This is a genomic window from Amphritea atlantica, from assembly GCA_024397875.1.
Lineage (GTDB): Bacteria > Pseudomonadota > Gammaproteobacteria > Pseudomonadales > Balneatricaceae > Amphritea > Amphritea atlantica_B.
The window spans coordinates 3,887,723-3,912,144 of the sequence record CP073344.1; the positions used below are offsets into that span (position 1 = coordinate 3,887,723).

The window sequence follows — 24,422 nt, forward strand, 5'->3', positions numbered from 1 at the left end:
GCACTAAAACTGACATTAAAACAGTAACTTATAAATCGGAGTTGATTAATGAAGCTGATCAGACCCTTCGATATTGGCGCTGTCCGAGAACATCATAGCAATATCGGCCAGATCAAAACGATACACTTCATTGCAGAACTGACAACTGACATCGATACTGCCCTCTTCCCGGACGATCTCCTCTAACTCTTCCTGTGTCATCGAGCGCAGCGCATCGGCGGTGCGCTTACGAGAGCAGTCACATTTAAACTGTAGCGAGTCAGGATCGTACAGACGACAGTTTTCCTCATGGAACAACCGGTGAATTATCGTCTCGTTGTCCAGCTGCAGAAGCTCTGCATCGGTGAGGGTGGCTCCGAGACAGCTGAAGTGTTCCCAGTCCGCCATAGAATCGCCTTTGGCAGGCATAACCTGAAGCAGAAAACCAGCGGCACGCTGTTCATCTGCGGCCAGATGTATCTGAGTCGGCAGCTGTTCTGACAGGCTGAAATAGGCTTCCAGACAATCACTCAGCCGCTTGCCTTCCAGTGGTACCACGCCCTGATAACGCTTACCCTGGTCCGGCTCGATGGTGATCACCAGCTGGCCGCCCTGTAGCAGTTCGCAAAACCCGGCCTGCTCAGGCAGCTCACCGTCAAACCGGGCGATGGCACGCAGGTCCCGCTGATGATTACACTCAGCCATCAGCACCTTTACCTGATTATTACTCTGGGCCTGCAGTAACAGCCGTCCATCAAATTTAAGCGTGGCGCTGAGAAGGCTCACAGCCGCCATCATCTCACCCAGCAGAATATTAATCAGTGCAGGGTAGTTATGCTTGGCGATTGCCTGTTGATAACTCTGTTCAAGTCCGGCCAGTACACTGCGGATGTCCGCCTCGTCAAAAATAACCCGTTGAAGCTGATCAGAACTGCTCATGATGTTGTTCGAAACCCATATCTATATCTATATCATTGCCAGAAAAAAGCAGCCCGGCGAAAGGCCGTATATTACCATAGCTGCGGCAAATCTAGCGATCCTTAAACTGTATAATCTTACGTCGCTGCTTCTTATTTGGCCGGTGATCCGGAGCCACATTGCCCCGCATAATTTTGCGCACGGCGGCACCCTCTTCGCGGCTCTTGATGCTCTCTTCCGTTTCCTGATACAGCAGCCGGGCTTCAGGAGCGCCCCGGCGCTGATCCGAGATCGCCATAACAATAACGGTTTTTTCATCAAATCCCTGACGAATCACCAGCTTTGCGCCAACCTCTACATTGCGGCTGCATTTGGCCCGCTGGCCCTGATAATGCACCTTGCCACCCTCTATCGCCTCTTTTGCGGCACCCCGGGTTTTAAAGAACCGTGCTGCCCAGAGCCACTTGTCCAGCCGGACATGCGGATCCGGATTATTCTGCTTATTATGGGTCTGTTTATTCATCTATTTTTTCATCAACTCATTAAAATGCCCGATTGCATTAAAATCAGTAATCTCACGCCCGGGCTGCTGACTATCCGGCTGTATTATACTTAACAGATAGGCTATTCCGTATTCCCGGGCAGACGCCAGAACCGACAGACTGTCATCCACCAGCAGGGTCCGGGCCGGATCAAAGGGCTCATCCTCCTGCAACCGGTGCCAGAAAGCCTGCTGTTCCTTAGGTATCTGATAATCATGGGAGCAGATAATCCTGTCAACTAAGGTGTCCAGTCCGGTCTGCTCCAGCTTCAGCGACAAACTATCCTGATGGGCGTTGGTTACAATCACCCGCCGAACATCCTGTTCCTTAAGGTGTTCAAGAAAGTCATGTACATGGGGCCGGAACGCAATTCGCTCACTGATCTCCCGTTTCAGCGCTTTAATATCGACATTCAGCTCCTCTGACCAGTAATCAAGACAGTACCAGTTCAGCGTTCCCTGCTCCTGCATAATGCGCTTATGCAACCAGGTCTGTGCTTCGTCATGGTCAATACTGTGGAGCTCAGCATAGCGAACCGGAAGATGCTCGAGCCAGAAATAGGTATCAAAGTGCAGATCAAGCAGGGTGCCATCCATATCAAGCAGCACCGTATCAATATTCGTCCAGTCCATATAAAAAGTCAGAGTCGCAGGTTAGTATTACGTCAGATTTAACACTGATTGACGAGGAACAATTCAGTATGCCTGTAAAACCGGATATTTTGAAGGTAACCGCCACAGCTAAAAGCCGGCTGTTTCAGGTGGAAGAGATAGAGCTACGATTTTCTAATGGGGTTGAGCGAACCTACGAGCGGCTGGCCAACCGTGGTCGCGGCGCCGTGATGATCGCGGCAATTGATGCTGAACAGAACGTACTGCTGATTAAAGAATACGCCGTTGGACTGGAAGATTATCTGCTGACTCTGCCAAAAGGACTGATTGATCCCGGTGAAGATGCCCTGCAGGCGGCTAACCGCGAACTCAAAGAGGAAGCAGGCTTTGGTGCTGAACAGCTGCGGGTGATTAAGCAGATGACATCGGCCCCCAACTATATGGGCCACAAGATCACCGTGGTCATGGCCGAGGGACTATTTGCCTGCCGCCTGCCGGGGGATGAACCGGAACAGATGGAGGTCATTCGCTGGCCCCTGAACAAACTGGATGAACTGTTCAGCCGGGATGATTTTTCCGAAGGCAGGGCAATTGCTGCACTCTATATGGTACGACAGCAACTGCACTCCGAATAAAAGTCTAGATAAGGCGCCTGTCCGGAAGCCCCTTAACTGCAACCGGTAAGAGGCAATATACGCACCAGAGCTTAAGGTGCTTTACACTCCCTTGAGCCAACCCGGACAATGCCTTCGACTTTCTGTCTCATCACCGGATCGCTGATGGTGCCCTGCATAATCTTTTCAACCTCATTATCACTGAAATGCTTATGCACATAGTTCGACAAACAGCTGCACTGTTCCTCTGTTGCCGTGCCCCCTGCCATGCAGCCCTGCTTAAAAGGCTCCCAGGTTTTCGATGTCAGATACTGAGTTTTTACGGTAAATACCACCAGCAGTACCGCCGCAATCCAGAGAAACACTTTACCCATAACCCGTTATCGCCTGTGTAGTCGTATTGATTGTCATCTGTTCAAAGATGATCCGATTCTAACAGTTCCGTAACATCTGTCAGCTAACTTTAGTCTGATAGAGACTGTTAAACAGTGAATTTCCCCTATATTCACAGGGATTTACAGGCGATGAAAAGCGCAAATAAGGGTGCTATGATTCAGCACCAACGGGTCAACAACGCTTGAATTATTCCAATAAAGACCCTATATAAAGATCCTGGTTTATATAACAATTTCACAATCTATGCTGAACCTGACACTATAAAGGTAATTAATTATGAGCTTCGAACTACCAGCACTGCCATTCGCCAAAGATGCACTGGAACCTCACATCTCCGCAGAAACTCTGGACTTCCACCACGGCAAACACCACAACACCTATGTTGTAAAGCTGAACGGCCTGGTACCAGGAACTGAATACGAAGGAAAATCTCTGGAAGAGATTATCATGTCAGCACCAGCAGGCGGCGTATTCAATAACGCAGCCCAGATCTGGAACCACACGTTTTACTGGAACTGCCTGTCTCCAAATGGCGGCGGCGAACCAACCGGTGCAGTTGCTGACGCGATCAACGCTAAATGGGGCTCTTTTGCGGCATTCCAGGAAGAGCTGAACGACAAAGCGGTGAACAACTTCGGTTCAAGCTGGACCTGGCTGGTTAAAAACGCAGACGGTTCTCTGGAAATCGTTAACACCAGCAACGCCGGCACGCCAATGACCAATGGTCAGACTGCCCTGCTGACCGTTGATCTGTGGGAACACGCTTACTACATCGACTACCGCAACGTTCGTCCAGACTACCTGAAAGGTTTCTGGGCACTGGTAAACTGGGACTTCGTTAACCAGAACCTGGCGGCATAACAGCAACAGTGACCCAGTCACCTCAGGGTGACGGTAACCTCTGATAAAAAACTCCGGTAAAGACCGGAGTTTTTTTTGCTGCTACGTTTTAACCGATCTCAGGTTTCACCAACCGCCCCCTCAAACCCGGTGTTCAACAGCGTTTATAGTTTAAGCTGAGAATTCCAGATCCGTATTACCGCGTCCCGACAGTCCTCCAGCTCACTTGCACTCACCGGGCCGGTACGGTTCTGCAGCACCTGTCGGTGGCCAACCGAACGATACTTTTTATAGGCCTCCCTGAGCGTCTCTGCATCATCCGCAGACATCACCCCGGTGTGCTCCATCGCGTCCAGAATCCTGATGTTATCGGTAAACTCGATCAGCTCTGGGTACTGGTGCGAATACGCCAGCGCACTGAACTGTACAATAAACTCGATATCGACAATCCCCCCACGATCCTGCTTCAGGTTAAACAATTCACCCGCTTCTTTTTCCGATGTCCCAAGGTGTTCGCGCATTTTCTCCCGCATCTTCACCACCTCTTCAGCGAGCGCGCCATGCTCCCTCGGCTGCATCAGAATATCGGCCCGTACCGCTTCAAACCGTTGTCGGAGGGATTCAGATCCCGTAATCACCCGCGCCCGGACCAGCGCCTGATGCTCCCATGTCCAGGCCTCTTTCTCCTGATATTCGGAAAACGCTTTCAGCGAGCTGACCAGCAAACCGGAATTGCCTGATGGCCTTAAGCGCATATCAACTTCATAGAGGTGGCCACCGGTGGTAAAGGTATTGAGGATATGAATAATTTTCTGGCCCAGACGGGTAAAGAATACAGAGTTGGCAATCGGTTTGTTGCCCTGGGTATATAAGCTGGCATCGGCATCGTGGACAAACACCAGATCCAGGTCAGAGCCATAGGAAAGTTCAATCCCCCCCATTTTGCCATAGCCCACGATAATAAAGTCAGGGTCGCAGGGAACGCCCGGCGCTTTCAATGGCACACCATGTTTTTCAGACAGCTGGCGCCAGGCAATCTCAAGCACCACCTCCAGAATCACTTCTGCCAGCCAGGTAAGATAGTCACTGACCTTCATCAGTGGCAGTACACCGGTAATATCGGAAGCGGCAACGATCAGTGCATGAGCGCTTTTGAAATAGCGCAGAGTGTCCATCAGCTGCTCTTCATCCTCTTCCGGAATACGCAGCAATTGCTGACGCAGATCCGATTGCAGCGCCTCTTTCGAGGGCGGGGAATAGAGGCTGCGCTGATCGATCAGTTCATCCAGCAGCACCGGCTGTTTCGCCAGGGTCTCACTAAACCAGGCACTGGCAGAACATAAGCGCACCAGCTGTTTCATCGCACCGGGATTTTCTGCCAGCAAGACCAGATAGGAGGAGCGCCGGATAACCGCCTGAATCAGCAAGAACACCCTCTCAAGGGTCTCAGCGGAGTTCTCTGTGGCGGCGACCTCGTCCATCAGTTTCGGCAGTACTGCCTGCAAGCGCTCATATCCGACAGCCTGCATCACCTGGACGGAGCGACTCGACTTCAGGTGACTGAACGCTTTCCACGCCTGCTGTGGATCATCCAGCCCGTGCCGGGCAAAAAAAGCCTCCCCCTCGGTATCATCCAGTTCGCTATTCCAGAGTTGCAGCCAGTCACTGGTCTGGTCTGTGGCGGCCGGTGCGGCCTCCGTTGGCGCAATGACATCGGCGAAATGCCCGGTGACACGGTCACGCTGACGATCCAGCTCTGCGATAAAGCTGTCCCAGCTATCAAATCCCATGCTGTAGGCGATACGCGCCTGACCAACCGGATCGGTTGGCAACTCCTGAGTTTGTCGGTCGGCAACCGCCTGAATCGCATGCTCTGCATTGCGCAGAAAGGTATAGGCATCAACCAGCTCGGTGGCAGCCTGCTCCGGTATGCCAACGGTTTCCGGTAGCAGCGGCAAAATATTCAGTAACTCCCGCTGCTGTAACCGGGGATCCCGGCCGCCTCGTATCAGCTGGAACGCCTGGGCGACGAACTCCACCTCCCGAATACCACCGGAGCCTAGCTTTACGTTGCCGTGCAGACCTTTGCGCCGCACCTCTTTATTGATCATCTCCTTCATTGAACGCAGTGAATCAAACGCACTGAAGTCGATATATTTACGATACACAAAGGGCCTGAGCATCTCCAGCAGTTCGGCACCGGCCTGCTGATCGCCACCGACGACCCGCGCTTTAATCATCGCATAGCGCTCCCAGTCCCGCCCCTGGTTCTGGTAATACTCTTCCATCGCCGGGAAACTGCATACCAGCGGACCACTGGCGCCATAGGGCCGCAAACGCATATCGGTGCGGAACACGAATCCATCCGCAGTAATGCTGTCCAGTGCCTGTATCAGTTTCTGTCCCAGGCGACTGAAAAAGTCCTGATTGGCCAGCCCCCGGCCCCCTTGTGTCATGCCCTTTTCCGGGTAAGCAAAGATCAGATCGATATCTGAGGACAGGTTCAGCTCATTGGCCCCCAGTTTTCCCATCCCCAATACCACCAGTTTCTGCGGCTGAGCGGGACGGTCTTCCGAGGGGACTGAATAGGGCGTTCCCCATTTAGCACAATGGTTACTATAGAGCCACGCCAGCGCCTGATCGATACAGGCATCTGCCAGCGCAGACAGATCGGCGGTGGTACCGCGCATATCGGTGGTACGGGTCAGATCACGCCAGATAATTCTGACCATTTCACGCTGACGGAATTTGCGCAACACGCTATGCAGCAACTCTTCGCTGTCCACCTGCGCCAGGCTTTGCTCCAGTCGCCGACGGTATTCGCTGGCAGGATAGTCAGTGTAAAGGTCTGCACCGGATAACAGATCATCAAGCAACCGGGGGTTTCGGCTCAACTGATCAGCGACATAATCACTACCGCTCAGGACCCGGATCAGATCATCATCAAAGCGATCGACGCTGTGGTCGAGGTTTTCGAGTGAAGCTGAACATTTTTCAAGGTTTAGTTTTGCACAGGGCTGAAGCAGAGGAGGCAATTTCTTGATTAACTGGCTGAGCATATCCGAAGGTATCCTGATGACCGATCTATTTTTTCAGCTTACCAAAAAGCAGTTTTTCGCACGACCGCTATCTAAGCAACCCGCCGTAACAAAAACTTCATATTCATTAAAAGGCAGCGAATAAAAACCAAAAATCAGCATGTTACAGACCAATAATAGCGACTTATTTATCTACGCTAAGATATTCAATGTCAGTTTAGTTACACTTATGTTTCATTTTGACTACAAATGCGCGGGCTGCCAACGTATACTCGCGCAAAATTTGCTCGAATACCGGTGATTTTATGGTGACTAACAACCCGATTATGCAAATGTTTGCACGATCTCCTTTTCAGCCAATGCAGGAACATATTGCAAAGGCTCACTCCTGTGCTATCCAGCTGATCCCCTTTTTTGATGCCGTTATGGCTGAAGACTGGGATAAGGCCGCCGAAATTCAACATAGCATAGCCGTGCTTGAAGGTGAGGCCGACACGATGAAAAAGGAGATTCGCATGAATCTCCCCAACAGTCTGTTTCTGCCAGTCCCCCGTACCGACCTCCTCGAACTCCTTCGCATGCAGGACAAGATCGCCAACAGGGCAAAAGATATTGCCGGTCTGATTCTTGGCCGGAAAATGCTGATTCCCTTACAGATTCAACCGGCTATCGCAGAATATGTTCGCTCATCCCTGAAAACATCCGGTCAGGCGCTGATGGCACTGAATGAGCTTGATGAACTGATTACCGCAGGCTTTCGTGGACATGAAGTCGATGTTGTCGAAAAGATGATTCACGACCTCGATGATCTGGAACACGATGCCGATGAGATGGAACGCGAAGTTCGCTCATCCCTGTTTGATGTAGAGAAAGAACTGCATCCTATCGATGCGATGTTCCTCTATCAGATTATCAGCTGGATCGGTGATCTCGCCGATAAAGCACAACAGGTAGGCAGTCGTTTGCAGTTGTTACTGGCAAAGTAAGCCCTGCGAATAATCTTTCTCTGAATCTTAAAAATTAGGTAGTTATCATGAGCATCATTGCGGAATATGGCTCCATCCTGGTCATTATGGCATGTGTGTTTGGATTTTTTATGGCCTGGGGTGTGGGCGCAAACGATGTCGCTAATGCGATGGGAACCTCGGTAGGTTCCAAGGCATTAACCCTGAAACAGGCGATTCTGATCGCAATCATCTTTGAATTTGCTGGCGCATACCTTGCCGGTGGCGCGGTCACCGCGACCATTCGGAAAGGGATTATTGATCCGGCAATCCTCTCCGGAACACCGGAATTATTGGTTTACGGTATGTTGTCAGCACTGCTGGCAGCGGGTATCTGGCTACTGATCGCCACAGCCATGGGCTGGCCAGTCTCCACAACTCACTCGATCGTGGGTGCAATCGTCGGTTTTGCGGCCGTCGGCATCTCGGTGGATGCGGTGCACTGGGGCAAGGTCGGCAAGATTGTCGCCAGCTGGGTAGTCTCTCCCCTGACCGCAGGGGTGATCGCTTTCTTCCTCTACCGTACCGTCCAGATACTGATCCTCGATACTAAACACCCGTTCAAGAACGCCAAGAAATATGTACCTATGTATATTTTCGTGGTCGGTTTTATGATCTCCATGGTGACCTTTACCAAGGGCCTCAAGCATATTGGCATGAATCCGGGATTTGGCAACAGCGCCATGATCTCAGTCGGGGTGGCTTTAATCACGATGGTCATCGGTATTCTGATGCTGCGGAAGATACATGCCCGGGCTGAAGATAATGTTGACTATCACTTTGCCAGTGTCGAGAAGGTGTTTGGTGTACTGATGATGTTCACCGCCTGCGCCATGGCATTCGCCCATGGTTCAAATGACGTTGCCAACGCGGTTGGCCCACTGGCAGCGGTTGTTGGCGTGGTAAACTCTGCTGGAGAAGTGGCGCAAAAATCCGTAATGCCGGTCTGGATTCTGCTGCTGGGCGGTAGTGGTATCGTTGCCGGTCTGGTCATGTATGGCCATAAAGTCATCGCCACCGTCGGTAACAATATTACTGAGCTGACCCCCAGCCGTGGCTTTGCGGCAACCCTGGCTGCGGCCTCAACCGTAGTATTTGCCTCCGGTACCGGTCTGCCTATCTCCACCACTCATACTCTTGTAGGTGCGGTTCTGGGTGTCGGCATGGCCCGGGGGCTTTCGGCACTGAATCTGCAGGTGGTCGGTACCATATTCGTCTCCTGGCTGGTCACCCTGCCTGCCGGTGCTTTCCTGTCGATTGTGATCTTCTTTACCCTGAAAGGAATTTTCAGTTAACAGACAGCTGGATCAGATAAATAAAGGCGATCATGAAATGATCGCCTTTTTTATTTCTGTTGAAAGCGGCACAATATGGGATAACTAAATAGAGTCGGATACCGTTATGCAATCCTCCACACCTGACCTGCTCACCATGCTCACAGAACTGATCGCCACCCCCTCGGTCAGCTGCACTGCAGCACATTGGGATCAGAGTAACCTGAGTGTTATTGGCAAGCTTGAAAGCTGGTTATCCGGTCTGGGATTCAAAACGGAGGTAATGGCGATACCGGGACACCCGGGTAAAGCCAACCTGATCGCCACACTGGGCAGCGGTCCAGGCGGACTGGTGCTGTCAGGTCATACCGATACCGTGCCATTTAATGCCGAACTCTGGAACAGCGATCCGTTTAAACTGACCGAGAAAGACGGTCGTTTCTATGGCCTGGGCACCTGTGATATGAAAGGCTTCTTTGCTATTGCCATCGAAGCGGCCCGTAAGTTTATCGACAAACCGCTGCAACAACCGCTGATCATTCTGGCCACCGCCGATGAAGAGAGTTCAATGAGCGGTGCCCGGGCACTGGCGGAAGCGGGTCAACCAAAGGCACGCTATGCCGTCATTGGTGAACCGACCGGCATGCGGCCGATCTACATGCATAAGGGCATTATGATGGAGCAGGTGCGGATCAAGGGCCGCTCTGGCCATTCCTCCGACCCGGCTCTGGGTGCCAGCGCGCTGGATGCGATGCATTCAGTGCTGGGCGAGCTCCTCAGCTTTCGTAAGGAGTTGCAGCGAGATTATCAGAACAGTGATTTCGCAGTATCGGTACCCACCCTCAATCTCGGTTGTATTCATGGTGGCGATAACCCCAACCGTATCTGTGGCGCCTGCGAGCTGGAATACGACCTGCGTCCGCTACCAGGGATGTCCGCAGAGAACCTGCGCGAAGCAGTAAGCAAACGCTTACAACCGCTGCAGCATACATTTGGCGTAGAGATCATCACTGAGCCCCTGTTCCCGGGAATTCCGGCATTTCACAACGACAAACACTCGGAACTGGTCAATACCGCAGAAAAGCTCACCGGCCATCAGGCCGAAGCCGTCGCCTTTGCCACCGAAGCCCCGTTTTTACAGGGGCTGGGGATGGATACCATTGTGATGGGGCCGGGCTCTATTGATCAGGCCCACCAGCCCGATGAATATTTGGCTTTTGATCAGATTAAGCCTACAGTAGCGGTACTGGAACAACTGATTGCAAGGTACTGTTTTTCATCGTGATTAATGATAGCAACCCATACGTAAACTGGTTTCGTCACAGCTCTCCCTATATCAATGCTCACCGGGGGAAAACCTTCGTCCTGATGCTGGGAGGAGAGGCGCTCGCCGATCCGAATTTTGCCAACATCATTCACGATATCGCTCTGCTGAACAGTCTTGGCGTCAAGCTGGTGCTGGTGCACGGCTCACGCCCCCAGATCGAAGCGAAACTTGAACAGCAGAATATTGAAGACTGGGTTCACCACCATCTGCGGGTTACCGATGCAGACACATTGCGCTGTGTGATCGAATCAGCCGCCAGCTTGCGGATCGAAATAGAAGCAAAACTCTCGATGGGACTGGCAAACTCCCCCATGCATGGGGCCAAAATCCGGGTCTGTAGTGGCAACTTCGTGACCGCAAGGCCTTTTGGCATCTACAACGGCGTGGACCTGTGCCATACCGGAGAGGTGCGCAGAATCGATCAGGAAGCGATCCGGCAACAGCTCAGCATGAACAATATCGTTCTGCTGTCGCATCTGGGATATTCGCCCACCGGGGAGGTCTTCAATCTCGCCGTTGAGGATGTCGCCACGCAGGTAGCGATCAGCCTCGATGCCGATAAACTGATCATGTTTGGCGAAGACGGCGGGGTTCGCGACAGTAGCGAAGCCCTGCGCTCTGAGCTGCTGGCCGATACGGCTGAGCGCCTGGTAAGTCAGTATATGGCAAAGCACAGCTCACCCGATCAGGTGCCATCGGAACTCTGCCGTCATCTGCAGGCAGCGGTGACCGCATCCCGGCATGGCGTCGCCCGCAGCCACCTGATCAGTTATCGGGAAGATGGTGCGCTGCTGTCTGAGCTGTTCAGTCGTAACGGTATCGGCACCATGGTGATCGAGCATTCCTACGAGCAGGTAAGACCGGCAAGCATTGAAGATGTGGGTGGGATTCTGGAGCTGATCAGGCCGATGGAAGAAGCCGGTATTCTGGTGCGGCGCTCAAGAGAGTTGCTGGAAGCGGAAATTAATCAGTTTATGGTGGTCGCCCTGGATGGCGCCATCGTCGGCTGCGCGGCACTCTATCCGTTTCCGGAAGAACAGATCGGCGAGCTGGCCTGCGTGGCTATCTCACAGGAATATCGCGGTGGAGAGCGGGGCGAGAAACTGCTGCAGGCGATTGAGGAATCTGCCCGGGAACAGCAGCTCAACCGCCTCTTTGTGCTGACCACCCGAACCGCGCACTGGTTTATCGAGCGGGGCTTTGAACCGACAGCGATCAGCGGCCTGCCCAACAAAAAGCAGGAGATGTATAACTATCAGCGTAACTCCAAGGCTTTTATTAAATCGCTTAATTAACGCTGCATCGGTTAAGCTGCCTGAGAATACTTTTTGTACAGCGGATCTGTCTGCCAGACGGCAACAGATCCGCCGCCTCTAATTGAGCGGCATCCTGATAGTAAACAGCGCTCCGCCCAGAGTCGATTCACCAATCTCCAGTTCACCGTCGTAACTACTGAGAATATCCACCGCAACAGACAAGCCGATGCCCTGACCCGGCGCGGAAGTATCTGCCCGCTGTCCGCGCTTGAGTATCGTCTGACGCAACCCGGGGGAGATTCCGGCGCCATCGTCAGCGATATCGACCTGTAGCATCCCACCACCGTTGCTGCAATTGACAGCCACCTGGCTGTGACCATATTTATAAGCGTTTTCGAGAATATTTCCCAGTAACTCCATCAGATCCCGCTCGTCAGCAGGCAGCTGGTAATCTCCATCCAGAGTCAGCGACACCGCAATATTTTTATCCCGATACACTTTATTCAGCGCGGCAACCATCCGCTCAATAAGCGGCGCTACCGGCGTTTTCTTCGCCAGGGTCCGCCCCTGACTTTTGACCGCCCGGGACAACTGGTACTGCACTATCTGATCCATCCGCCCCGCCTGATCGGTCACCAGAGTCTGGTACTCATCGAAGCTGAGGCGCTCCTGGCGGGCTCCCCGGATCACGGCCAGCGGAGTCTTCAGACTATGGGCCAGATCGCCAAGCGTATTACGATATCGCTCCCGCTGCAGACGCTCATTACTGATCAGCAGATTGAGGTTATCGGTGACTGCCTGAACCTCGGTGGGGTATTCACCGGTGAGCTTATCGCTCTGCCCCAGCTCGATTCGTTTAAGATCTTCCGCCAGCCGGGTCAGAGGTTTTAGCCCCCAGCGAATCAGCGCGGTTTCCACCAGCAGGAAGAGGAAAATCGCCGCCCCCAGCCAGCCCCACAACCGGGCGTTAAAAGCTTTCTGCTCTGCTTTTACCTGATTATCAGACTCCAGCACGGTAAACACATAACTATGTTCCCGCCCTGAAATCTCCCACAACAGGGCAAACTGATAGACAAAGACACCCTGTTCCGGCAAGCGATAAAATCTTGAATCACCGGTATTGAGCCCATCCACTTGCAACTCATCAACCAGCGCATCAGAGATCAGCTTGGCCGATTCTGAGTACCATACCAGCATATCTTTACGGTCATGGAGGAAACCATAGAGGCCCGATTCAACCTGAGCATAGCGGGGTTCCTGCAGGTTATCAGGTATCATAATACGATCGCCCTGAAGCTCAGCAGCACCCAGAATAAGGTAGAGCTGAAGTTTCAGTCGTTCCTCTTCCGCCGCTTCAAGACTGTGGTGAAACGCCTGCTGTAAAGCAAAACCGGTAAGACCAAAGAATACCGGCAACAACAGCAGTGAAGCGAGCAACAGGCGGGCACGAAGAGCACGGGGCATCATGCGTTGTTTGATGCCCCCGCAGACAGGTCAAAGCGATAACCCAGTCCGCGCACGGTAGCGATCGGCTGCAGTGACTGATCCGGATCGAGCTTCTGTCTCAGGCGCCGGATAAACACCTCTAACACGTTACTGTCACGATCAAAATCCTGGTGGTAAAGGTGCTCGGTCAATTCACTTTTTGAGATCACCTTGCCGGCATTCAGCATCAGATACTCCAGCGTTCGGTACTCATAGCTGGTCAGTTTTACTGAACTGTCATTGAGATAAACATTACGACCACTGCTATCCAGCTTTAACGGCCCAAACTCAAGCATCGGCTTGGCATGACCCGCTGCTCTGCGCAGCAGGGCATTCAGCCGGGCCATCAGTTCCTCGATATGAAATGGCTTAACCAGATAGTCATCAGCGCCTGCTTCCAGCCCTTCGACCTTATCCTGCCAGTCGCCCCGGGCGGTCAGTATAATCACCGGGAAATTCACATCATTCTTGCGCCAGCCACGAATAACCTCAACACCGGACAGCTTGGGCAAGCCGATATCGACGACCGCCAGATCATAAGGGAACTCATTGCCAAGGTAGAGTCCCTCTTCGCCATCTTCTGCTTCCTCAACGGCATAACCACTATCGGTCAGCGCCGTCACCAGTTGACGGCGCAGATCCATATCATCTTCTATTACCAGCAATTTCATTCTGTTACTCCATTCCTGTGGATGGCGGGTACCACCTCAAGGCGATAGCTCCTGACCGGTCTGAGCATCAATCAGAACTGTCTTTACCCGACCATGATTGATCAGCCGGATAAGATGCACTAACCGCCCGTCGCGGTCCCGGGTTTCCGCCTTTACAACCTTTCCTCCATGATTCTGCTTTGCGGTTGCTGCCGCCTGTTGCAGCGACACCGCATTTACAGCAAGACTCATGGATTCAATTCTGAATTCAGTTTTGGCCTCAACCACCTCTGCCGCTGCCACAGTCCCCCCAATCGTTACCATCAGCAGGGCAAAAAGTGTATATGAGAACGCTCTGAACATTATTATCACCAATTATTTACATCTTAATCAGAAAACAGGGCTGACAGTGACCCGCACCGGGATCCGCTTACCCGGCTCATGATCCATGCGCGTCTTATAAGTGCGACCGTTATAGCGGTAGGTCACCTTGTAGCCGGTTACCCGTTCATAATACTCAACATCGTGCTGTACGTTACAGCGTGTTTCGGTGCGATATTCAATGTTGTTACCACGGTGGTGACTGTTCCGGCTAATATCATTACCGATAGAGGCTCCCAGTACCGCTCCGACCACCGCCCCCACTTTTTTATTATCCTGGCCTGCGCCCAGCTCGTTGCCGATCGCCCCACCAATGATACCGCCAAGTATAGGCCCTGTGTACGATTTACGCTGATGACTCTGCGTTTCGTATCGTACATCCTCATCCCAGCATTCACGACGAGGAATACGACGCTGAGTCTGAACCACAATCGGTTCGACATGGGTTACCCGGGCAAATTCCCGGTGATGCTTGCTCTCTTTAAAGCGGGAATCCGCCTGAGCCATCCCGGAAGTCAGCCCCAGTGCAATAAGACTTGCTACAATTAACTTTTTCATGGCTACTCTCCCCTCTCTGTTCTTTGGAGTATGTAGCCTATTGTCGTGCTGCAGGACTGAACCAATCCTGAACTGTAAAGTGCCTGATGCTGCTTTACCTATCTTTACAATAGGGCATACAACAAGCAGCAGAGCGTGGTGTGGATAAAAAAAACCGGCCTGAACGGGCCGGTTTCTTAAGTCTGAAAAACTGTTATTTATCGTTTTCAGCGCAATGACTCAGCTTAGCCCTTCTTACAGGTACTGACGCCCAGCACCCGATACAGAGGGCACCAGCCAAACAGCGCAATCGCAATGACCGGCACACCGATCCATCCCCAAACGGTTTGAGGTCCCACAAATACCAGTGCAATCAGTACCAGACCGACCAGAATACGCACCACTTTATCTACAGATCCGATATTCTTTTCCATTTTTCCATCCTCAGATTTATTCAGGTTTGAATCAATTATCGGCGCTGTTGCTGAGAATGTCTGTGACAAAGTCACACTGACCTGAATTGCTGATGCTCTCTTTTGCTTAATTTTCTTTTACTTAACGATCTTTTGCCGCACTTTTGACGGCCCCTTTATTCAGGAACAATACCTGATTTCGACTCAGGGCAACCCATTCCTTCTGCTCAAACAGCTTCAACTGTCGACTGACAACCTCTCTTGCGGTGCCCAGCTCGTCGGCGATCTCCTGATGGGAGCGTAACAACACAGACCCAGGCCCCACATGCTCAATCAGATAACGGGCCAGCCGCTTTTCGATACGCTCAAACGCGATCTCCTGTACCAGAGCGATCAGACGGGCCAGTCGCTCACCATAGGAATCGAATATAAACCGTCGCAGGCCTTCCGATTCCGCAATGGCGCGCTGAAAATCAGATAATGGAAGCAGAAATGCAGTCACCCCGGTTTCGGTAATCCCTTCTGCCGGATAGTCCTCAGCGCCCAGCAGACAGGAAGTCGTCAGCACACAGGTACCCTGGTTTTCGATCCGGTACAGAATCAGTTCCCTGCCATTCGCATGTCGCCCCAGCACTTTCACCACACCGGAGACCACGATAATAAAGTGCTGACAAACGCTGCCCTGATGAAACACCACCTGATCAGCAGGCAGCTGAACTTTCTGCGCCCGGCTGAGGATCGCCAGCCCGGCCTCATCCAGCTGCTGTAGCAGTGGAAACTGGTCGGTCAGCAGAGTCAGATCAGTCATTGTCTGCCGGTTTATCTGCCGCCTGACGCCGGGCACGTAACGCCAGGGTCACATAACGAATGTTGTAAATAAAGCCGATCATCAGCGCGATCGGCATCGTCACCAGAAAAACGCTGCCCAACGCCGGGGATGCCAGAAACTGCCCCAGCCAGAGACAAAGTATACTCACGATCGCCACCGGCACACCGGTACGCATCATCATTTTGAGCCAGCGATCTGAACGGATCTGTTTTTTATCTATAACCATTAACGCCTCCTGGGATCATATGCCACTAAGAATACTTTTTTACTACAGGAAACAATAGCCCGATATGTCGCTAAGAGGCCGGCAATAGCGATTAACGCCAAGTGTTGCGCTGAATGAACAGGATTGTTAGGTATTCCCGCCGAGAGTTTTGTATAATCGACGGTCTTATACAAAAAACTCACTACAGCCGCAGAGGATCTGTGCATGCCACAATATCGCTCCAAGACCTCCACCGCAGGTCGAAATATGGCCGGTGCCCGCGCACTTTGGCGCGCCACGGGGATGAAGGATGACGATTTCCAGAAGCCGATCATCGCCATTGCCAACTCATTTACCCAGTTTGTGCCCGGGCATGTCCATCTGAAAGATATGGGACAACTGGTCGCCCGTGAAATTGAAAAGGCTGGCGGCGTTGCTAAAGAGTTCAACACCATTGCGATCGATGACGGTATCGCCATGGGTCATGACGGCATGCTTTACTCTCTGCCGTCCCGGGATATTATCGCGGATTCCGTTGAGTATATGGTAAATGCCCACTGTGCCGACGCACTGGTGTGTATCTCCAACTGCGACAAGATCACACCGGGGATGCTGATGGCCGCTATGCGCCTCAATATTCCGGTTATCTTTGTCTCCGGCGGCCCGATGGAAGCCGGCAAGACCAAACTATCCGAGCACAAGCTGGATCTGGTCGATGCCATGGTAATGGCGGTTGATCCGAGCGCCTCCGATGAGATGGTTGATGCTGTTGAACGATCCGCCTGCCCGACCTGCGGCTCATGCTCCGGTATGTTCACCGCTAACTCAATGAACTGCCTGGCCGAAGCGCTGGGACTGGCACTGCCAGGCAATGGTACGGTTGTTGCCACCCACGCCGATCGTAAAGAGCTGTTCCTGGAGGCGGGGCGCAGCATCGTAGCGATGGCGAAGCGTTACTATGAGCAGGACGATGAATCGCTGCTGCCACGCTCAGTAGGCTTCAATGCCTTCGAGAACGCGATGACACTGGATATCGCCATGGGCGGGTCAACCAATACGATCCTGCACCTGCTGGCAATCGCTCAGGAAGCTGAAATCGATTTCACCATGGCCGATATTGATCGTCTGTCACTGACGGTACCTCAGCTGTGTAAAGTTGCACCAAACACCCCTAAATACCATGTCGAAGATGTTCACCGTGCCGGTGGCATCATGGCGATTCTGGGAGAGCTGGACCGTGCCGGAAAACTGCATACCGATGCGCCAACGGTTCACGCACCGACGATGAAAGACGCACTGGATAAGTGGGATATCATGCGTAACCCATCCCCGGAAGTGATGGAGTTTTATAAAGCAGGCCCTGCCGGCATTCCTACGCAGGTGGCCTTCAGTCAGGCAACCCGCTGGCCAACGCTGGATGGTGATCGTGCCAACGGCTGCATCCGTTCTATAGAACACGCATTTTCACTGGAAGGCGGTCTGGCCGTACTGCGGGGTAATATTGCTCTGGACGGTTGCGTGGTGAAAACCGCCGGTGTCGATGACTCAATTCTGGTATTTGAAGGCCCGGCACACATTACCGAGTCTCAGGATGAAGCGGTTGCCAACATCCTCGATGACAAGGTCAAAGCCGGTGATGTAATTATTGTGCGCTACGAAGGTCCTAAAGGCGGTCCGGGGATGCAGGAGATGCTCTATCCGACCTCCTACATCAAGTCGAAAGGCCTGGGCAAAGAGTGCGCACTGCTGACTGACGGACGTTTCTCCGGCGGTACATCGGGTCTGTCTATCGGCCACGTGTCTCCGGAAGCCGCTGCCGGCGGCGCTATCGGCCTGGTGCGCAACGGTGACCGTATCCGCATCGATATCCCCAACCGCACCATCGACGTGCTGTTGTCCGATGAAGAACTGGCTCAGCGCCGCGCAGAACAGGATGCGATTGGCTGGAAGCCTGTTGAAGCACGTCCGCGTAAGGTATCCGCAGCGCTTAAGGCTTACGCACTGCTGGCAACCTCTGCCGATAAAGGTGCGGTGCGGGACCTGTCCAAGCTGGAAGATTAATCCTGCCGGGCAGATCAGCAGCAACAAAAAAGCAGCCTATCCGGCTGCTTTTTTATGCCTGCAAATTGATTAACTGCTAAACACCTGCCACACAAGGCGCAAAGCCAGCGCTGTCACCAGCAGTCTGAAGATCTCCTGAAATCGCTCCGCAGGCACCTTCTTCAAGATATGTAACCCGACCCAGGTGCCGGCAAAGCCACCGGCAATCATTGCAATAATCAGCGGCAACCAATCCGTAAACGCAAAGCCAATCAGGCCAAACACCAGCATTTTCAACAGGTGCTGAACCGTCATACAGGCAGCAAAAGTGGCGACTATGCGATATTTCTCATAACCCCGACGATGAACAAAGGCAGCCACAAGAGGCCCGGTAGCACCGACAAACATCGTAATCAGCGTGGTTCCTGCACCGGCCAGAACCAACCCAGCAGGGGGTATCTCCTGCTTACGCAGCCCGGGGCCCCAGACCAGAAACAGAATAAATCCGGCGACACTGAGCTGAATCAGCTCAACCGACAATTGCACCACCACAAAGTAGGCGACCACTGCTCCGATCAGCGCGCCACCCAGAAACAATCGGAGCAGGGACCAGTCAATATACTCACGGGTCAGCAAAGCCCGGTTGCCATTTGAACCGAGTTGTACCAGACCATGCACGGGAATCAGCGCAGCGGGCGGCACAATGGTGGCCATCACCGCCAGCAGCAACACCCCGCCACCAATACCCATTGCAGCCGTCAGCATTGAGGTCAGGGTACTGGTTATAATCAGCAATAGCGCTGTATCGATACCGATCAGGTCAGGCAGCCAGTTCACAATCTATCCTGTTATATCCGGCAAGGGGAAAACTGCGTTTGCTGCACATAATTAACAGATGAGCAGACGCATAGCGACAATAGCCGGGGCTCCGGCTACCACTGGCATCACTCCTGCAGCGAAGCCAACACCTGATCAGCCCAGCTTAAGCTATGGCGATAGGCAACCTCATAGAATGGCCGATCTAAGAAGTTACGCATGTCGGACCACTCGCCGCGTTCATAATGCTGCACCTCGGTGAGAATCTCTCCCATCTGATTAGTCCGGGAGAGAATAGCCTCTTTTATTGCGCCGTCCAATGGGATCTGATCCAGCAACACCTGCATATCGGTATCCATCATGGCATCAAGCTGAGACAGCAGCCCCACCATGAAATAATTGATCGGATTCTGATAACTGAGCATCTCCGCCAACAGTTCACACATCCGCCCGCGGATCAGCATCATGCGTGTCAGCTCTACCGGTTTATCGGACTGGCCACTGAGCAGAAACAGCGCAGCCCATTTCTTGAGCTGATCCATGCCGATCAGCGACACCGCATGGGAAATCGAGTCGATCTGTTTCGGTGTACTGAAGGCGGCGGAATTTACCAGACGCAGTATCTTATAGGTCATCGCCGGATCATTGATGACAATTTGCTCGACGGACTGTGCGGTTGCCGCAGGGTTATTCAGTTCAGCCAGCAGCTCCAGGATCAGAACCTTAGAACTGCCAAAACTCTTCCCTTTAATCGATACCGGGCGACAGAGAAAATATCCCTGAAACAGATTGAAACCAAAATCGATAGCCCGGCGAAAATCCTCCTGACTCTCAACTTTATCGGCCAGCAGGTGAACCCGATAGGGCTTACAGAAGTTAACCAGTTGCTTAAGTTCGGCATCGTCATGACGCTGGGTATCGATCTTAACCACATACATCAGATCCAGCAGCGGGGTTTGCACTTTATCGCCGGTATAGTGGGTTAATGCAAACCGATAGCCCTCCGCTTTACGCTCACGCAACACCGACAGCAATTCCTTGGATATGCCGTCTTCCCGCAACAGTTCGAAAATAACCCCTTCCCGGGGAAGATCAGGCAACATATCGGACAGCAACATACTCTGAGTCAGTTTGACAAATAACGGCAGATGCTTAGTTTTGCCATCATTCGAGGCAACAGCATAGTTATTCAGAATGACCGATGCAGTTGCCTGCTCGTCAGAGAATTCCGCCGGCAGCAAGCCACTATCGGATCGATACAGCAGGCTGTAACCCTGCACATCCTGACTTTTATTAAAAACCGGTTGTCTGGCTAACAGAACAGAACATTCTGTCTGCATATCCTCGTTTAGCGCAATAGTCACTCGTTATCCCCTGATCAGATATCAGCCAGTATACCCCATCATTCCCCGCCATTAGAGGCCGCAGTGAAAAAAAATGTGCTCCCGACAGATCTTCAGAACCACAGCCTTTACACCACTAGATGCAGGCTTCAGGGACACGCTCATCCGCGGGAAAAACAGAGCGTTACGCAGTTTGAATACAAGTGGAAATGGCTGATGGTTATAGTTTTTATCTGTTTCGGTTAATCTAAGGCCCGATAGATACTCTGAACAATGGAACCCTCAGCATGACTGCACCCCATAGAATTCTTTTTGTCTGCAGGCACAATTCGATCCGCTCACAGATAGCCGAAGCCTTAGCCAATAAAATGGGTCATGGCAAAGTGCTCGCCACAAGCGCCGGGCCTGAGCCTGAACCCATACCAGAACACGTCTCGGAATGGGTCACCCGGCTGAGTCACAGCCAGACGAAGCCGGTCAGCAAAGACCTGAATGAGATGGCCCGGGAGCCGTTTGATACGATTATCACACTCTGTGATAAAAGCCACGACGCCCTCCCGGAACTGGCAACCGATCAGCAGCATATCCGCTGGGACTTCAGTCATCCTGATGATGCCGAAGCGCTGAAGCATATGGAAATCGAAATATCTGAACGTCTGAGCCTGATGCTACAGGCGAAAGGGCTGATGTAGATGGCATAATCCGCTACTGACGTAACTGCAGCCGGACATTTCTTTGCCAGAGGGCGTCTGTTAAACTTAGCGCCCCAAAAGAAACACCGGCCGATTGCCGGACATATAACCTGTCAGTCCGGAAAAATAGAATGTCTGCTGCATCTTCCGATTCAACCACTGCCTTTACCGCACACCCGTTCCGCTGGTTTCTGGCGCTGATCGCCCTGCTGTTTCTCTACCGTGAATGGATCGTTCTCAGCACCCCGATAACCCTGTTTTATGATGAAGCGTATTACCTTGGCTGGGCTCAGACACCGGACTGGGGATATTACTCAAAGCCGCCGATGGTGGGCTGGCTGATCGCACTGACTACTGCCGTTTTTGGCAACGCAGAGTGGGCGGTAAAGCTGGCCTCTCCCCTGCTTTACAGCGCTGCTGCTATCATCATCTATCGTACCGCTGAACGTTTTTCAGACGATAAAGTGTTAGCGACGAAGGCCGCTCTGTTCAGTGGTTCAATATTCCTGCTGATGCCTCTGGTCGGCTTTAACAGCCTGTTTATCACCACCGATGCCCCCCTTATTTTCTTCTGGTGCCTTTGCTTCTACGCCTTCCTCCGGGCCAAAGAGAGCAATAACGGCCTCTGGTGGCTGTTGGCTGGCGTGGCCGGAGGACTGGGACTGCTGTCGAAATATACCTTTATTATTTTACCCACAACCTTTCTGCTCTATGCGGCCCTGAGTCCCGCAGGACGGCAACTGTTACTCAATCCCCGCTTCTGGATGACCTGCCTGCTGGCGATCAGCTTCCTGCTGCCCAACCTTTACTGGAATTACCAGCACGACTTTATCAGCTTCCAGCATACTGCGGAGATCTCTCACCAGAGCAGCAGTTCACTGAGCTTCAGCCGACTGTTGGAGTTCTGGGCAGGCCAGCTGTTTGTGTTTGGTCCGGTGTTTCTTATCTATATCGCTATCCGGGGATTGAAACGCCATCCCCGCAGCGATATTGAACGCCTGCTCTGGAGCCTGTTCTGGCCTACCTTTGCGGTGCTCTCCGTGCAGGCGTTCATGGCGCGCGCGAATGTCAATTGGGCAGGTCCCGCCTATATTGGTGCCTCACTACTGGCGGGCTACTATCTGAGCCAGCTCAAGGGATACCGTATACTGCTGATCGGTCTGCTGGCGAACCTGCTGTTGTCGATCGCCTTCTATCACTACGCTGCAGTGACAAACGCTCTTGGAATAGAACGCAAGTGGGGTACTGATCCCTATAAGCGATTACTCGGCTGGCCAGAGTTTGTCCATCAGTTTCAGCCCTGGTTTGATCAGCACCCAGACTACAAGCTGGCCAGTGATTCCCGTAAATTACTGGCCTACTTTGGTTACTACATCACACCGCAGGACTTTAAAGGGGTCGCGCTGAGTGATGACAGCTATATCGAGGATCACTATGAGCTTCAGTACCCGCTTTCCAAAAGTACGCAGACACAGTTTCTGTTTGTCAGCGAGCATGATGTGGCAGCTAAACTGACACACTATTTCACTGATGTAACACTGCTGACAGAACAAACCCTGCCCCTGTACAGCAACTTCAGCCGCACTGCACGCCTCTATAAAGTCAGCGGTTTCAAGGGCATTAAGCAAGAGACTGAAGAGTAATCAGATGGTCCACTTAACCGCGTTAACACAGCTGAAACACTGTCGGGAAATCGTCCTGTTCCTGGTCTGCGCTGCTGTTTTCATCAGTTTTCCTCAGATCGATCTGTTTGTCGCCGGCTTGTTTTACGATCCTCAGACACAGCAGTTCATCTATAAAAACAATCCGCTGATTCAGTTTATCTACCGGCTGTTTGCGATGATCCATATCCCGATACTGCTGGGACTGATTGTTACAGGACTCCTCATCAGATTTAACAAACTGAAACTCAAAAACTATAAAAAGTGGAGCGTCACGTTTCTGCTAACCGCCCTGATCTTAGGTCCCGGACTGCTGGTCAATACGGTCCTCAAAGATAACTCCATCGGCCGCGCCCGCCCGGTACAGGTAGAGAACTTTGGCGGCGATAAGCCGTTCACTCCGGCATTCGTTTATTCCGGTGCCTGCAGCAAAAACTGTTCATTTGTCAGTGGCCATGCTGCGATGGGGTTCTACTTTATGATCCTCGGATGGTTATTCGCCTCTCGCCGGGCGTTCTGGGGCGGCTGTATGGTGGGTGTTGTGCTGGGACTGACCCGAATAGTACAGGGGGGGCATTTTTTCAGCGACGTTGTGCTTGCCTTCTGGGCGGTCTATCTGGTTATTTCCTTGCTGGGTGCCCTGTTTAACTTCAGACACCCGCTCTATTTAAACACCAGATAAACAGGCCTGACTTTCAGGGGTTATAACGACAGCTGAGAAGCGCAGATCAGGCGCTTTCACTGGCGCAAAGTTGCACACTCACGCGCTGCTCCGTCGGAAATACCGCCGGACCATACTGGTTAAAAATTGCTACATCGGCAGCGTCCCGGCCATAGCCCAGTGTCACATAGCCGCCTTTACGAAAGGTCTCGTACAAATCGTGCTGCGTGGCATCAAAGGTATACCAGCGACCACCCACATAGGCTTCAAACCAGGCATGCAGATCCATCGGATAAAGGTCATGCAGATAGCCAACCACCATCCGTGCAGGAATACACAGGCTTCGGCACAATGCGATTCCCAGATGCGCCAGATCCCGGCATACACCGGCAGGCAGGAGATTCACCTCCTGGGCAGAGAGCAGCAGATCGCTGACGCCGGGCTCATAGCGAAACGTATTCCGTAACCAGCTCTCAATGGCAGCGACCTGATCATAACCCGGCAAACAATCCGCAGTGATCTGACTGGCCATCTGGCCGAACCGGTCTGACTCACAATAGCGGCTGGGCAGAAGATAACTGAGTACCGCATCGGGCAGATACTGCACCTCGACAAACGGAGCTCCGGGGGCCCGGTCCAGGGTATCGGCGATCATCACTCTGGAGGTCGTATGAATAGAGAAGTTCCCCACCGGAGCCACCAGCCGCTGACACAGGTTGCCGTAGGTATCGGTAAACTCAAAAACCGGAACACTCGGGACGATCTTATACTCTTCACTGGCGATCCACTGAAGGGCACCACTGCGGGGTCGTAACATCAGCACAAAAGGGGTCGGTATTGAGATATCGAAGAAAAGATCACAGCTCGTTTGTAACCACATCAGAATATCCTTGCGGTTGAATAGGCGAAT

General features: G+C 52.5%; 25 protein-coding genes. 10 read left to right on the top strand and 15 right to left on the bottom strand.

Annotation, left to right across the window (positions count from 1 at the left end; translation table 11 throughout):
• Nucleotides 1-45: 45 nt before the first annotated feature.
• The 3 genes from hslO to yrfG all read right to left on the bottom strand — a co-directional run bounded on the left by hslO (nucleotide 46) and on the right by yrfG (nucleotide 2,071).
• The gene (gene hslO, locus KDX31_17940; protein ID UTW03183.1) at nucleotides 46-918 is read right to left on the bottom strand and encodes an Hsp33 family molecular chaperone HslO; all 873 of its coding nucleotides are present in this window, start codon (nucleotides 916-918) and stop codon (nucleotides 46-48) included.
• A 91-nt stretch (nucleotides 919-1,009) separates the two neighbouring features.
• Nucleotides 1,010-1,420 (bottom strand): ribosome-associated heat shock protein Hsp15, encoded by a 411-nt coding sequence (hslR, locus tag KDX31_17945; GenBank protein UTW03184.1) that lies wholly within the window; start codon nucleotides 1,418-1,420, stop codon nucleotides 1,010-1,012.
• Nucleotides 1,421-2,071 (bottom strand): GMP/IMP nucleotidase, encoded by a 651-nt coding sequence (yrfG, locus tag KDX31_17950; protein ID UTW03185.1) that lies wholly within the window; start codon nucleotides 2,069-2,071, stop codon nucleotides 1,421-1,423.
• 68 nt (nucleotides 2,072-2,139) lie between these two features.
• Here yrfG and nudE point away from each other — a divergent pair, with 68 nt between their 5' ends.
• Entirely contained in the window at nucleotides 2,140-2,685 is a 546-nt protein-coding gene (nudE, locus tag KDX31_17955) for an ADP compounds hydrolase NudE (GenBank protein UTW03186.1), read from the top strand.
• A gap of 71 nt (nucleotides 2,686-2,756) precedes the next feature.
• Here nudE and KDX31_17960 read toward each other — a convergent pair whose 3' ends face one another.
• Nucleotides 2,757-3,038, bottom strand: a complete 282-nt coding sequence (locus KDX31_17960) for a hypothetical protein (protein ID UTW03187.1) — start codon at nucleotides 3,036-3,038, stop codon at nucleotides 2,757-2,759.
• A 298-nt stretch (nucleotides 3,039-3,336) separates the two neighbouring features.
• Here KDX31_17960 and KDX31_17965 point away from each other — a divergent pair, with 298 nt between their 5' ends.
• The gene (locus KDX31_17965) at nucleotides 3,337-3,921 is read left to right on the top strand and encodes a superoxide dismutase [Fe] (GenBank protein UTW03188.1); all 585 of its coding nucleotides are present in this window, start codon (nucleotides 3,337-3,339) and stop codon (nucleotides 3,919-3,921) included.
• Between the two features lie 143 nt (nucleotides 3,922-4,064).
• Here KDX31_17965 and glnE read toward each other — a convergent pair whose 3' ends face one another.
• The gene (gene glnE / locus KDX31_17970) at nucleotides 4,065-6,959 is read right to left on the bottom strand and encodes a bifunctional [glutamate--ammonia ligase]-adenylyl-L-tyrosine phosphorylase/[glutamate--ammonia-ligase] adenylyltransferase (protein ID UTW03189.1); all 2,895 of its coding nucleotides are present in this window, start codon (nucleotides 6,957-6,959) and stop codon (nucleotides 4,065-4,067) included.
• Nucleotides 6,960-7,243: 284 nt separating this feature from the next.
• Between glnE and KDX31_17975 the strand changes: the two genes are divergently transcribed.
• The 4 genes from KDX31_17975 to argA all read left to right on the top strand — a co-directional run bounded on the left by KDX31_17975 (nucleotide 7,244) and on the right by argA (nucleotide 11,838).
• Nucleotides 7,244-7,924, top strand: a complete 681-nt coding sequence (locus tag KDX31_17975) for a TIGR00153 family protein (GenBank protein ID UTW03190.1) — start codon at nucleotides 7,244-7,246, stop codon at nucleotides 7,922-7,924.
• 47 nt (nucleotides 7,925-7,971) lie between these two features.
• Nucleotides 7,972-9,237 carry an inorganic phosphate transporter gene (locus tag KDX31_17980; protein UTW03191.1) on the top strand — a complete coding sequence of 422 codons (1,266 nt, stop codon included), beginning with the start codon at nucleotides 7,972-7,974 and terminating at the stop codon, nucleotides 9,235-9,237.
• A gap of 106 nt (nucleotides 9,238-9,343) precedes the next feature.
• Nucleotides 9,344-10,501, top strand: a complete 1,158-nt coding sequence (argE, locus tag KDX31_17985; GenBank protein ID UTW03192.1) for an acetylornithine deacetylase — start codon at nucleotides 9,344-9,346, stop codon at nucleotides 10,499-10,501.
• On the top strand, nucleotides 10,498-11,838 hold the full coding sequence (gene argA, locus KDX31_17990) for an amino-acid N-acetyltransferase (protein UTW03193.1): 1,341 nt from the start codon (nucleotides 10,498-10,500) through the stop codon (nucleotides 11,836-11,838). The genes argE and argA overlap by 4 nt, the downstream gene beginning before the upstream one ends.
• A 78-nt stretch (nucleotides 11,839-11,916) precedes the next feature.
• Here argA and KDX31_17995 read toward each other — a convergent pair whose 3' ends face one another.
• From KDX31_17995 to KDX31_18025, 7 genes are all read right to left on the bottom strand, one after another.
• A complete protein-coding gene (locus KDX31_17995; protein UTW03194.1) occupies nucleotides 11,917-13,266 on the bottom strand; it encodes a two-component sensor histidine kinase in 1,350 nt (449 codons plus the stop codon).
• The gene (locus KDX31_18000) at nucleotides 13,263-13,955 is read right to left on the bottom strand and encodes a response regulator transcription factor (protein UTW03195.1); all 693 of its coding nucleotides are present in this window, start codon (nucleotides 13,953-13,955) and stop codon (nucleotides 13,263-13,265) included. The genes KDX31_17995 and KDX31_18000 overlap by 4 nt, the downstream gene beginning before the upstream one ends.
• A 36-nt stretch (nucleotides 13,956-13,991) precedes the next feature.
• A complete protein-coding gene (locus KDX31_18005; GenBank protein UTW03196.1) occupies nucleotides 13,992-14,297 on the bottom strand; it encodes a PepSY domain-containing protein in 306 nt (101 codons plus the stop codon).
• Between the two features lie 27 nt (nucleotides 14,298-14,324).
• Complete coding sequence (locus tag KDX31_18010) at nucleotides 14,325-14,873, bottom strand: glycine zipper 2TM domain-containing protein (protein ID UTW03197.1); 549 nt, start codon at nucleotides 14,871-14,873, stop codon at nucleotides 14,325-14,327.
• A gap of 224 nt (nucleotides 14,874-15,097) precedes the next feature.
• Nucleotides 15,098-15,286 carry a DUF2892 domain-containing protein gene (locus KDX31_18015; GenBank protein ID UTW03198.1) on the bottom strand — a complete coding sequence of 63 codons (189 nt, stop codon included), beginning with the start codon at nucleotides 15,284-15,286 and terminating at the stop codon, nucleotides 15,098-15,100.
• 121 nt (nucleotides 15,287-15,407) lie between these two features.
• Nucleotides 15,408-16,073, bottom strand: coding sequence for a Crp/Fnr family transcriptional regulator (locus KDX31_18020; protein ID UTW03199.1), 666 nt, complete (start codon nucleotides 16,071-16,073; stop codon nucleotides 15,408-15,410).
• Complete coding sequence (locus KDX31_18025) at nucleotides 16,066-16,320, bottom strand: hypothetical protein (protein ID UTW03200.1); 255 nt, start codon at nucleotides 16,318-16,320, stop codon at nucleotides 16,066-16,068. Before KDX31_18025 ends, KDX31_18020 begins: the two co-directional genes overlap by 8 nt.
• A gap of 204 nt (nucleotides 16,321-16,524) precedes the next feature.
• Here KDX31_18025 and ilvD point away from each other — a divergent pair, with 204 nt between their 5' ends.
• Entirely contained in the window at nucleotides 16,525-18,360 is a 1,836-nt protein-coding gene (ilvD, locus tag KDX31_18030) for a dihydroxy-acid dehydratase (protein ID UTW03201.1), read from the top strand.
• Nucleotides 18,361-18,429: 69 nt separating this feature from the next.
• Here ilvD and KDX31_18035 read toward each other — a convergent pair whose 3' ends face one another.
• Nucleotides 18,430-19,176, bottom strand: a complete 747-nt coding sequence (locus KDX31_18035) for a sulfite exporter TauE/SafE family protein (GenBank protein UTW03202.1) — start codon at nucleotides 19,174-19,176, stop codon at nucleotides 18,430-18,432.
• Nucleotides 19,177-19,283: 107 nt separating this feature from the next.
• Nucleotides 19,284-20,519 (bottom strand): HDOD domain-containing protein, encoded by a 1,236-nt coding sequence (locus KDX31_18040; protein ID UTW03203.1) that lies wholly within the window; start codon nucleotides 20,517-20,519, stop codon nucleotides 19,284-19,286.
• Between the two features lie 266 nt (nucleotides 20,520-20,785).
• On the opposite strand from KDX31_18040, the gene KDX31_18045 reads away from it, so the two are divergent.
• The 3 genes from KDX31_18045 to KDX31_18055 all read left to right on the top strand — a co-directional run bounded on the left by KDX31_18045 (nucleotide 20,786) and on the right by KDX31_18055 (nucleotide 23,533).
• Nucleotides 20,786-21,190 (top strand): hypothetical protein, encoded by a 405-nt coding sequence (locus tag KDX31_18045; GenBank protein ID UTW03204.1) that lies wholly within the window; start codon nucleotides 20,786-20,788, stop codon nucleotides 21,188-21,190.
• A 131-nt stretch (nucleotides 21,191-21,321) separates the two neighbouring features.
• Nucleotides 21,322-22,833, top strand: coding sequence for a glycosyltransferase family 39 protein (locus KDX31_18050; protein UTW03205.1), 1,512 nt, complete (start codon nucleotides 21,322-21,324; stop codon nucleotides 22,831-22,833).
• A 4-nt stretch (nucleotides 22,834-22,837) separates the two neighbouring features.
• Entirely contained in the window at nucleotides 22,838-23,533 is a 696-nt protein-coding gene (locus KDX31_18055; protein UTW03206.1) for a phosphatase PAP2 family protein, read from the top strand.
• 46 nt (nucleotides 23,534-23,579) lie between these two features.
• Here KDX31_18055 and KDX31_18060 read toward each other — a convergent pair whose 3' ends face one another.
• On the bottom strand, nucleotides 23,580-24,392 hold the full coding sequence (locus KDX31_18060) for a transglutaminase family protein (GenBank protein UTW03207.1): 813 nt from the start codon (nucleotides 24,390-24,392) through the stop codon (nucleotides 23,580-23,582).
• Between the last annotated feature and the right edge of the window lie 30 nt (nucleotides 24,393-24,422).

Bases quoted from the DNA above. Each gene is read 5' to 3' on its own strand.
- hslO (UTW03183.1), bottom strand. From the start codon at position 918: ATGAGCAGTTCTGATCAGCTTCAACGGGTTATTTTTGACGAGGCGGAC.
- hslR (UTW03184.1), bottom strand. From the start codon at position 1,420: ATGAATAAACAGACCCATAATAAGCAGAATAATCCGGATCCGCATGTC.
- yrfG (UTW03185.1), bottom strand. From the start codon at position 2,071: ATGGACTGGACGAATATTGATACGGTGCTGCTTGATATGGATGGCACC.
- nudE (UTW03186.1), top strand. From the start codon at position 2,140: ATGCCTGTAAAACCGGATATTTTGAAGGTAACCGCCACAGCTAAAAGC.
- KDX31_17960 (UTW03187.1), bottom strand. From the start codon at position 3,038: ATGGGTAAAGTGTTTCTCTGGATTGCGGCGGTACTGCTGGTGGTATTT.
- KDX31_17965 (UTW03188.1), top strand. From the start codon at position 3,337: ATGAGCTTCGAACTACCAGCACTGCCATTCGCCAAAGATGCACTGGAA.
- glnE (UTW03189.1), bottom strand. From the start codon at position 6,959: ATGCTCAGCCAGTTAATCAAGAAATTGCCTCCTCTGCTTCAGCCCTGT.
- KDX31_17975 (UTW03190.1), top strand. From the start codon at position 7,244: ATGGTGACTAACAACCCGATTATGCAAATGTTTGCACGATCTCCTTTT.
- KDX31_17980 (UTW03191.1), top strand. From the start codon at position 7,972: ATGAGCATCATTGCGGAATATGGCTCCATCCTGGTCATTATGGCATGT.
- argE (UTW03192.1), top strand. From the start codon at position 9,344: ATGCAATCCTCCACACCTGACCTGCTCACCATGCTCACAGAACTGATC.
- KDX31_17995 (UTW03194.1), bottom strand. From the start codon at position 13,266: ATGATGCCCCGTGCTCTTCGTGCCCGCCTGTTGCTCGCTTCACTGCTG.
- KDX31_18000 (UTW03195.1), bottom strand. From the start codon at position 13,955: ATGAAATTGCTGGTAATAGAAGATGATATGGATCTGCGCCGTCAACTG.
- KDX31_18005 (UTW03196.1), bottom strand. From the start codon at position 14,297: ATGTTCAGAGCGTTCTCATATACACTTTTTGCCCTGCTGATGGTAACG.
- KDX31_18010 (UTW03197.1), bottom strand. From the start codon at position 14,873: ATGAAAAAGTTAATTGTAGCAAGTCTTATTGCACTGGGGCTGACTTCC.
- KDX31_18015 (UTW03198.1), bottom strand. From the start codon at position 15,286: ATGGAAAAGAATATCGGATCTGTAGATAAAGTGGTGCGTATTCTGGTC.
- KDX31_18020 (UTW03199.1), bottom strand. From the start codon at position 16,073: ATGACTGATCTGACTCTGCTGACCGACCAGTTTCCACTGCTACAGCAG.
- KDX31_18025 (UTW03200.1), bottom strand. From the start codon at position 16,320: ATGGTTATAGATAAAAAACAGATCCGTTCAGATCGCTGGCTCAAAATG.
- ilvD (UTW03201.1), top strand. From the start codon at position 16,525: ATGCCACAATATCGCTCCAAGACCTCCACCGCAGGTCGAAATATGGCC.
- KDX31_18045 (UTW03204.1), top strand. From the start codon at position 20,786: ATGACTGCACCCCATAGAATTCTTTTTGTCTGCAGGCACAATTCGATC.
- KDX31_18050 (UTW03205.1), top strand. From the start codon at position 21,322: ATGTCTGCTGCATCTTCCGATTCAACCACTGCCTTTACCGCACACCCG.
- KDX31_18055 (UTW03206.1), top strand. From the start codon at position 22,838: ATGGTCCACTTAACCGCGTTAACACAGCTGAAACACTGTCGGGAAATC.
- KDX31_18060 (UTW03207.1), bottom strand. From the start codon at position 24,392: ATGTGGTTACAAACGAGCTGTGATCTTTTCTTCGATATCTCAATACCG.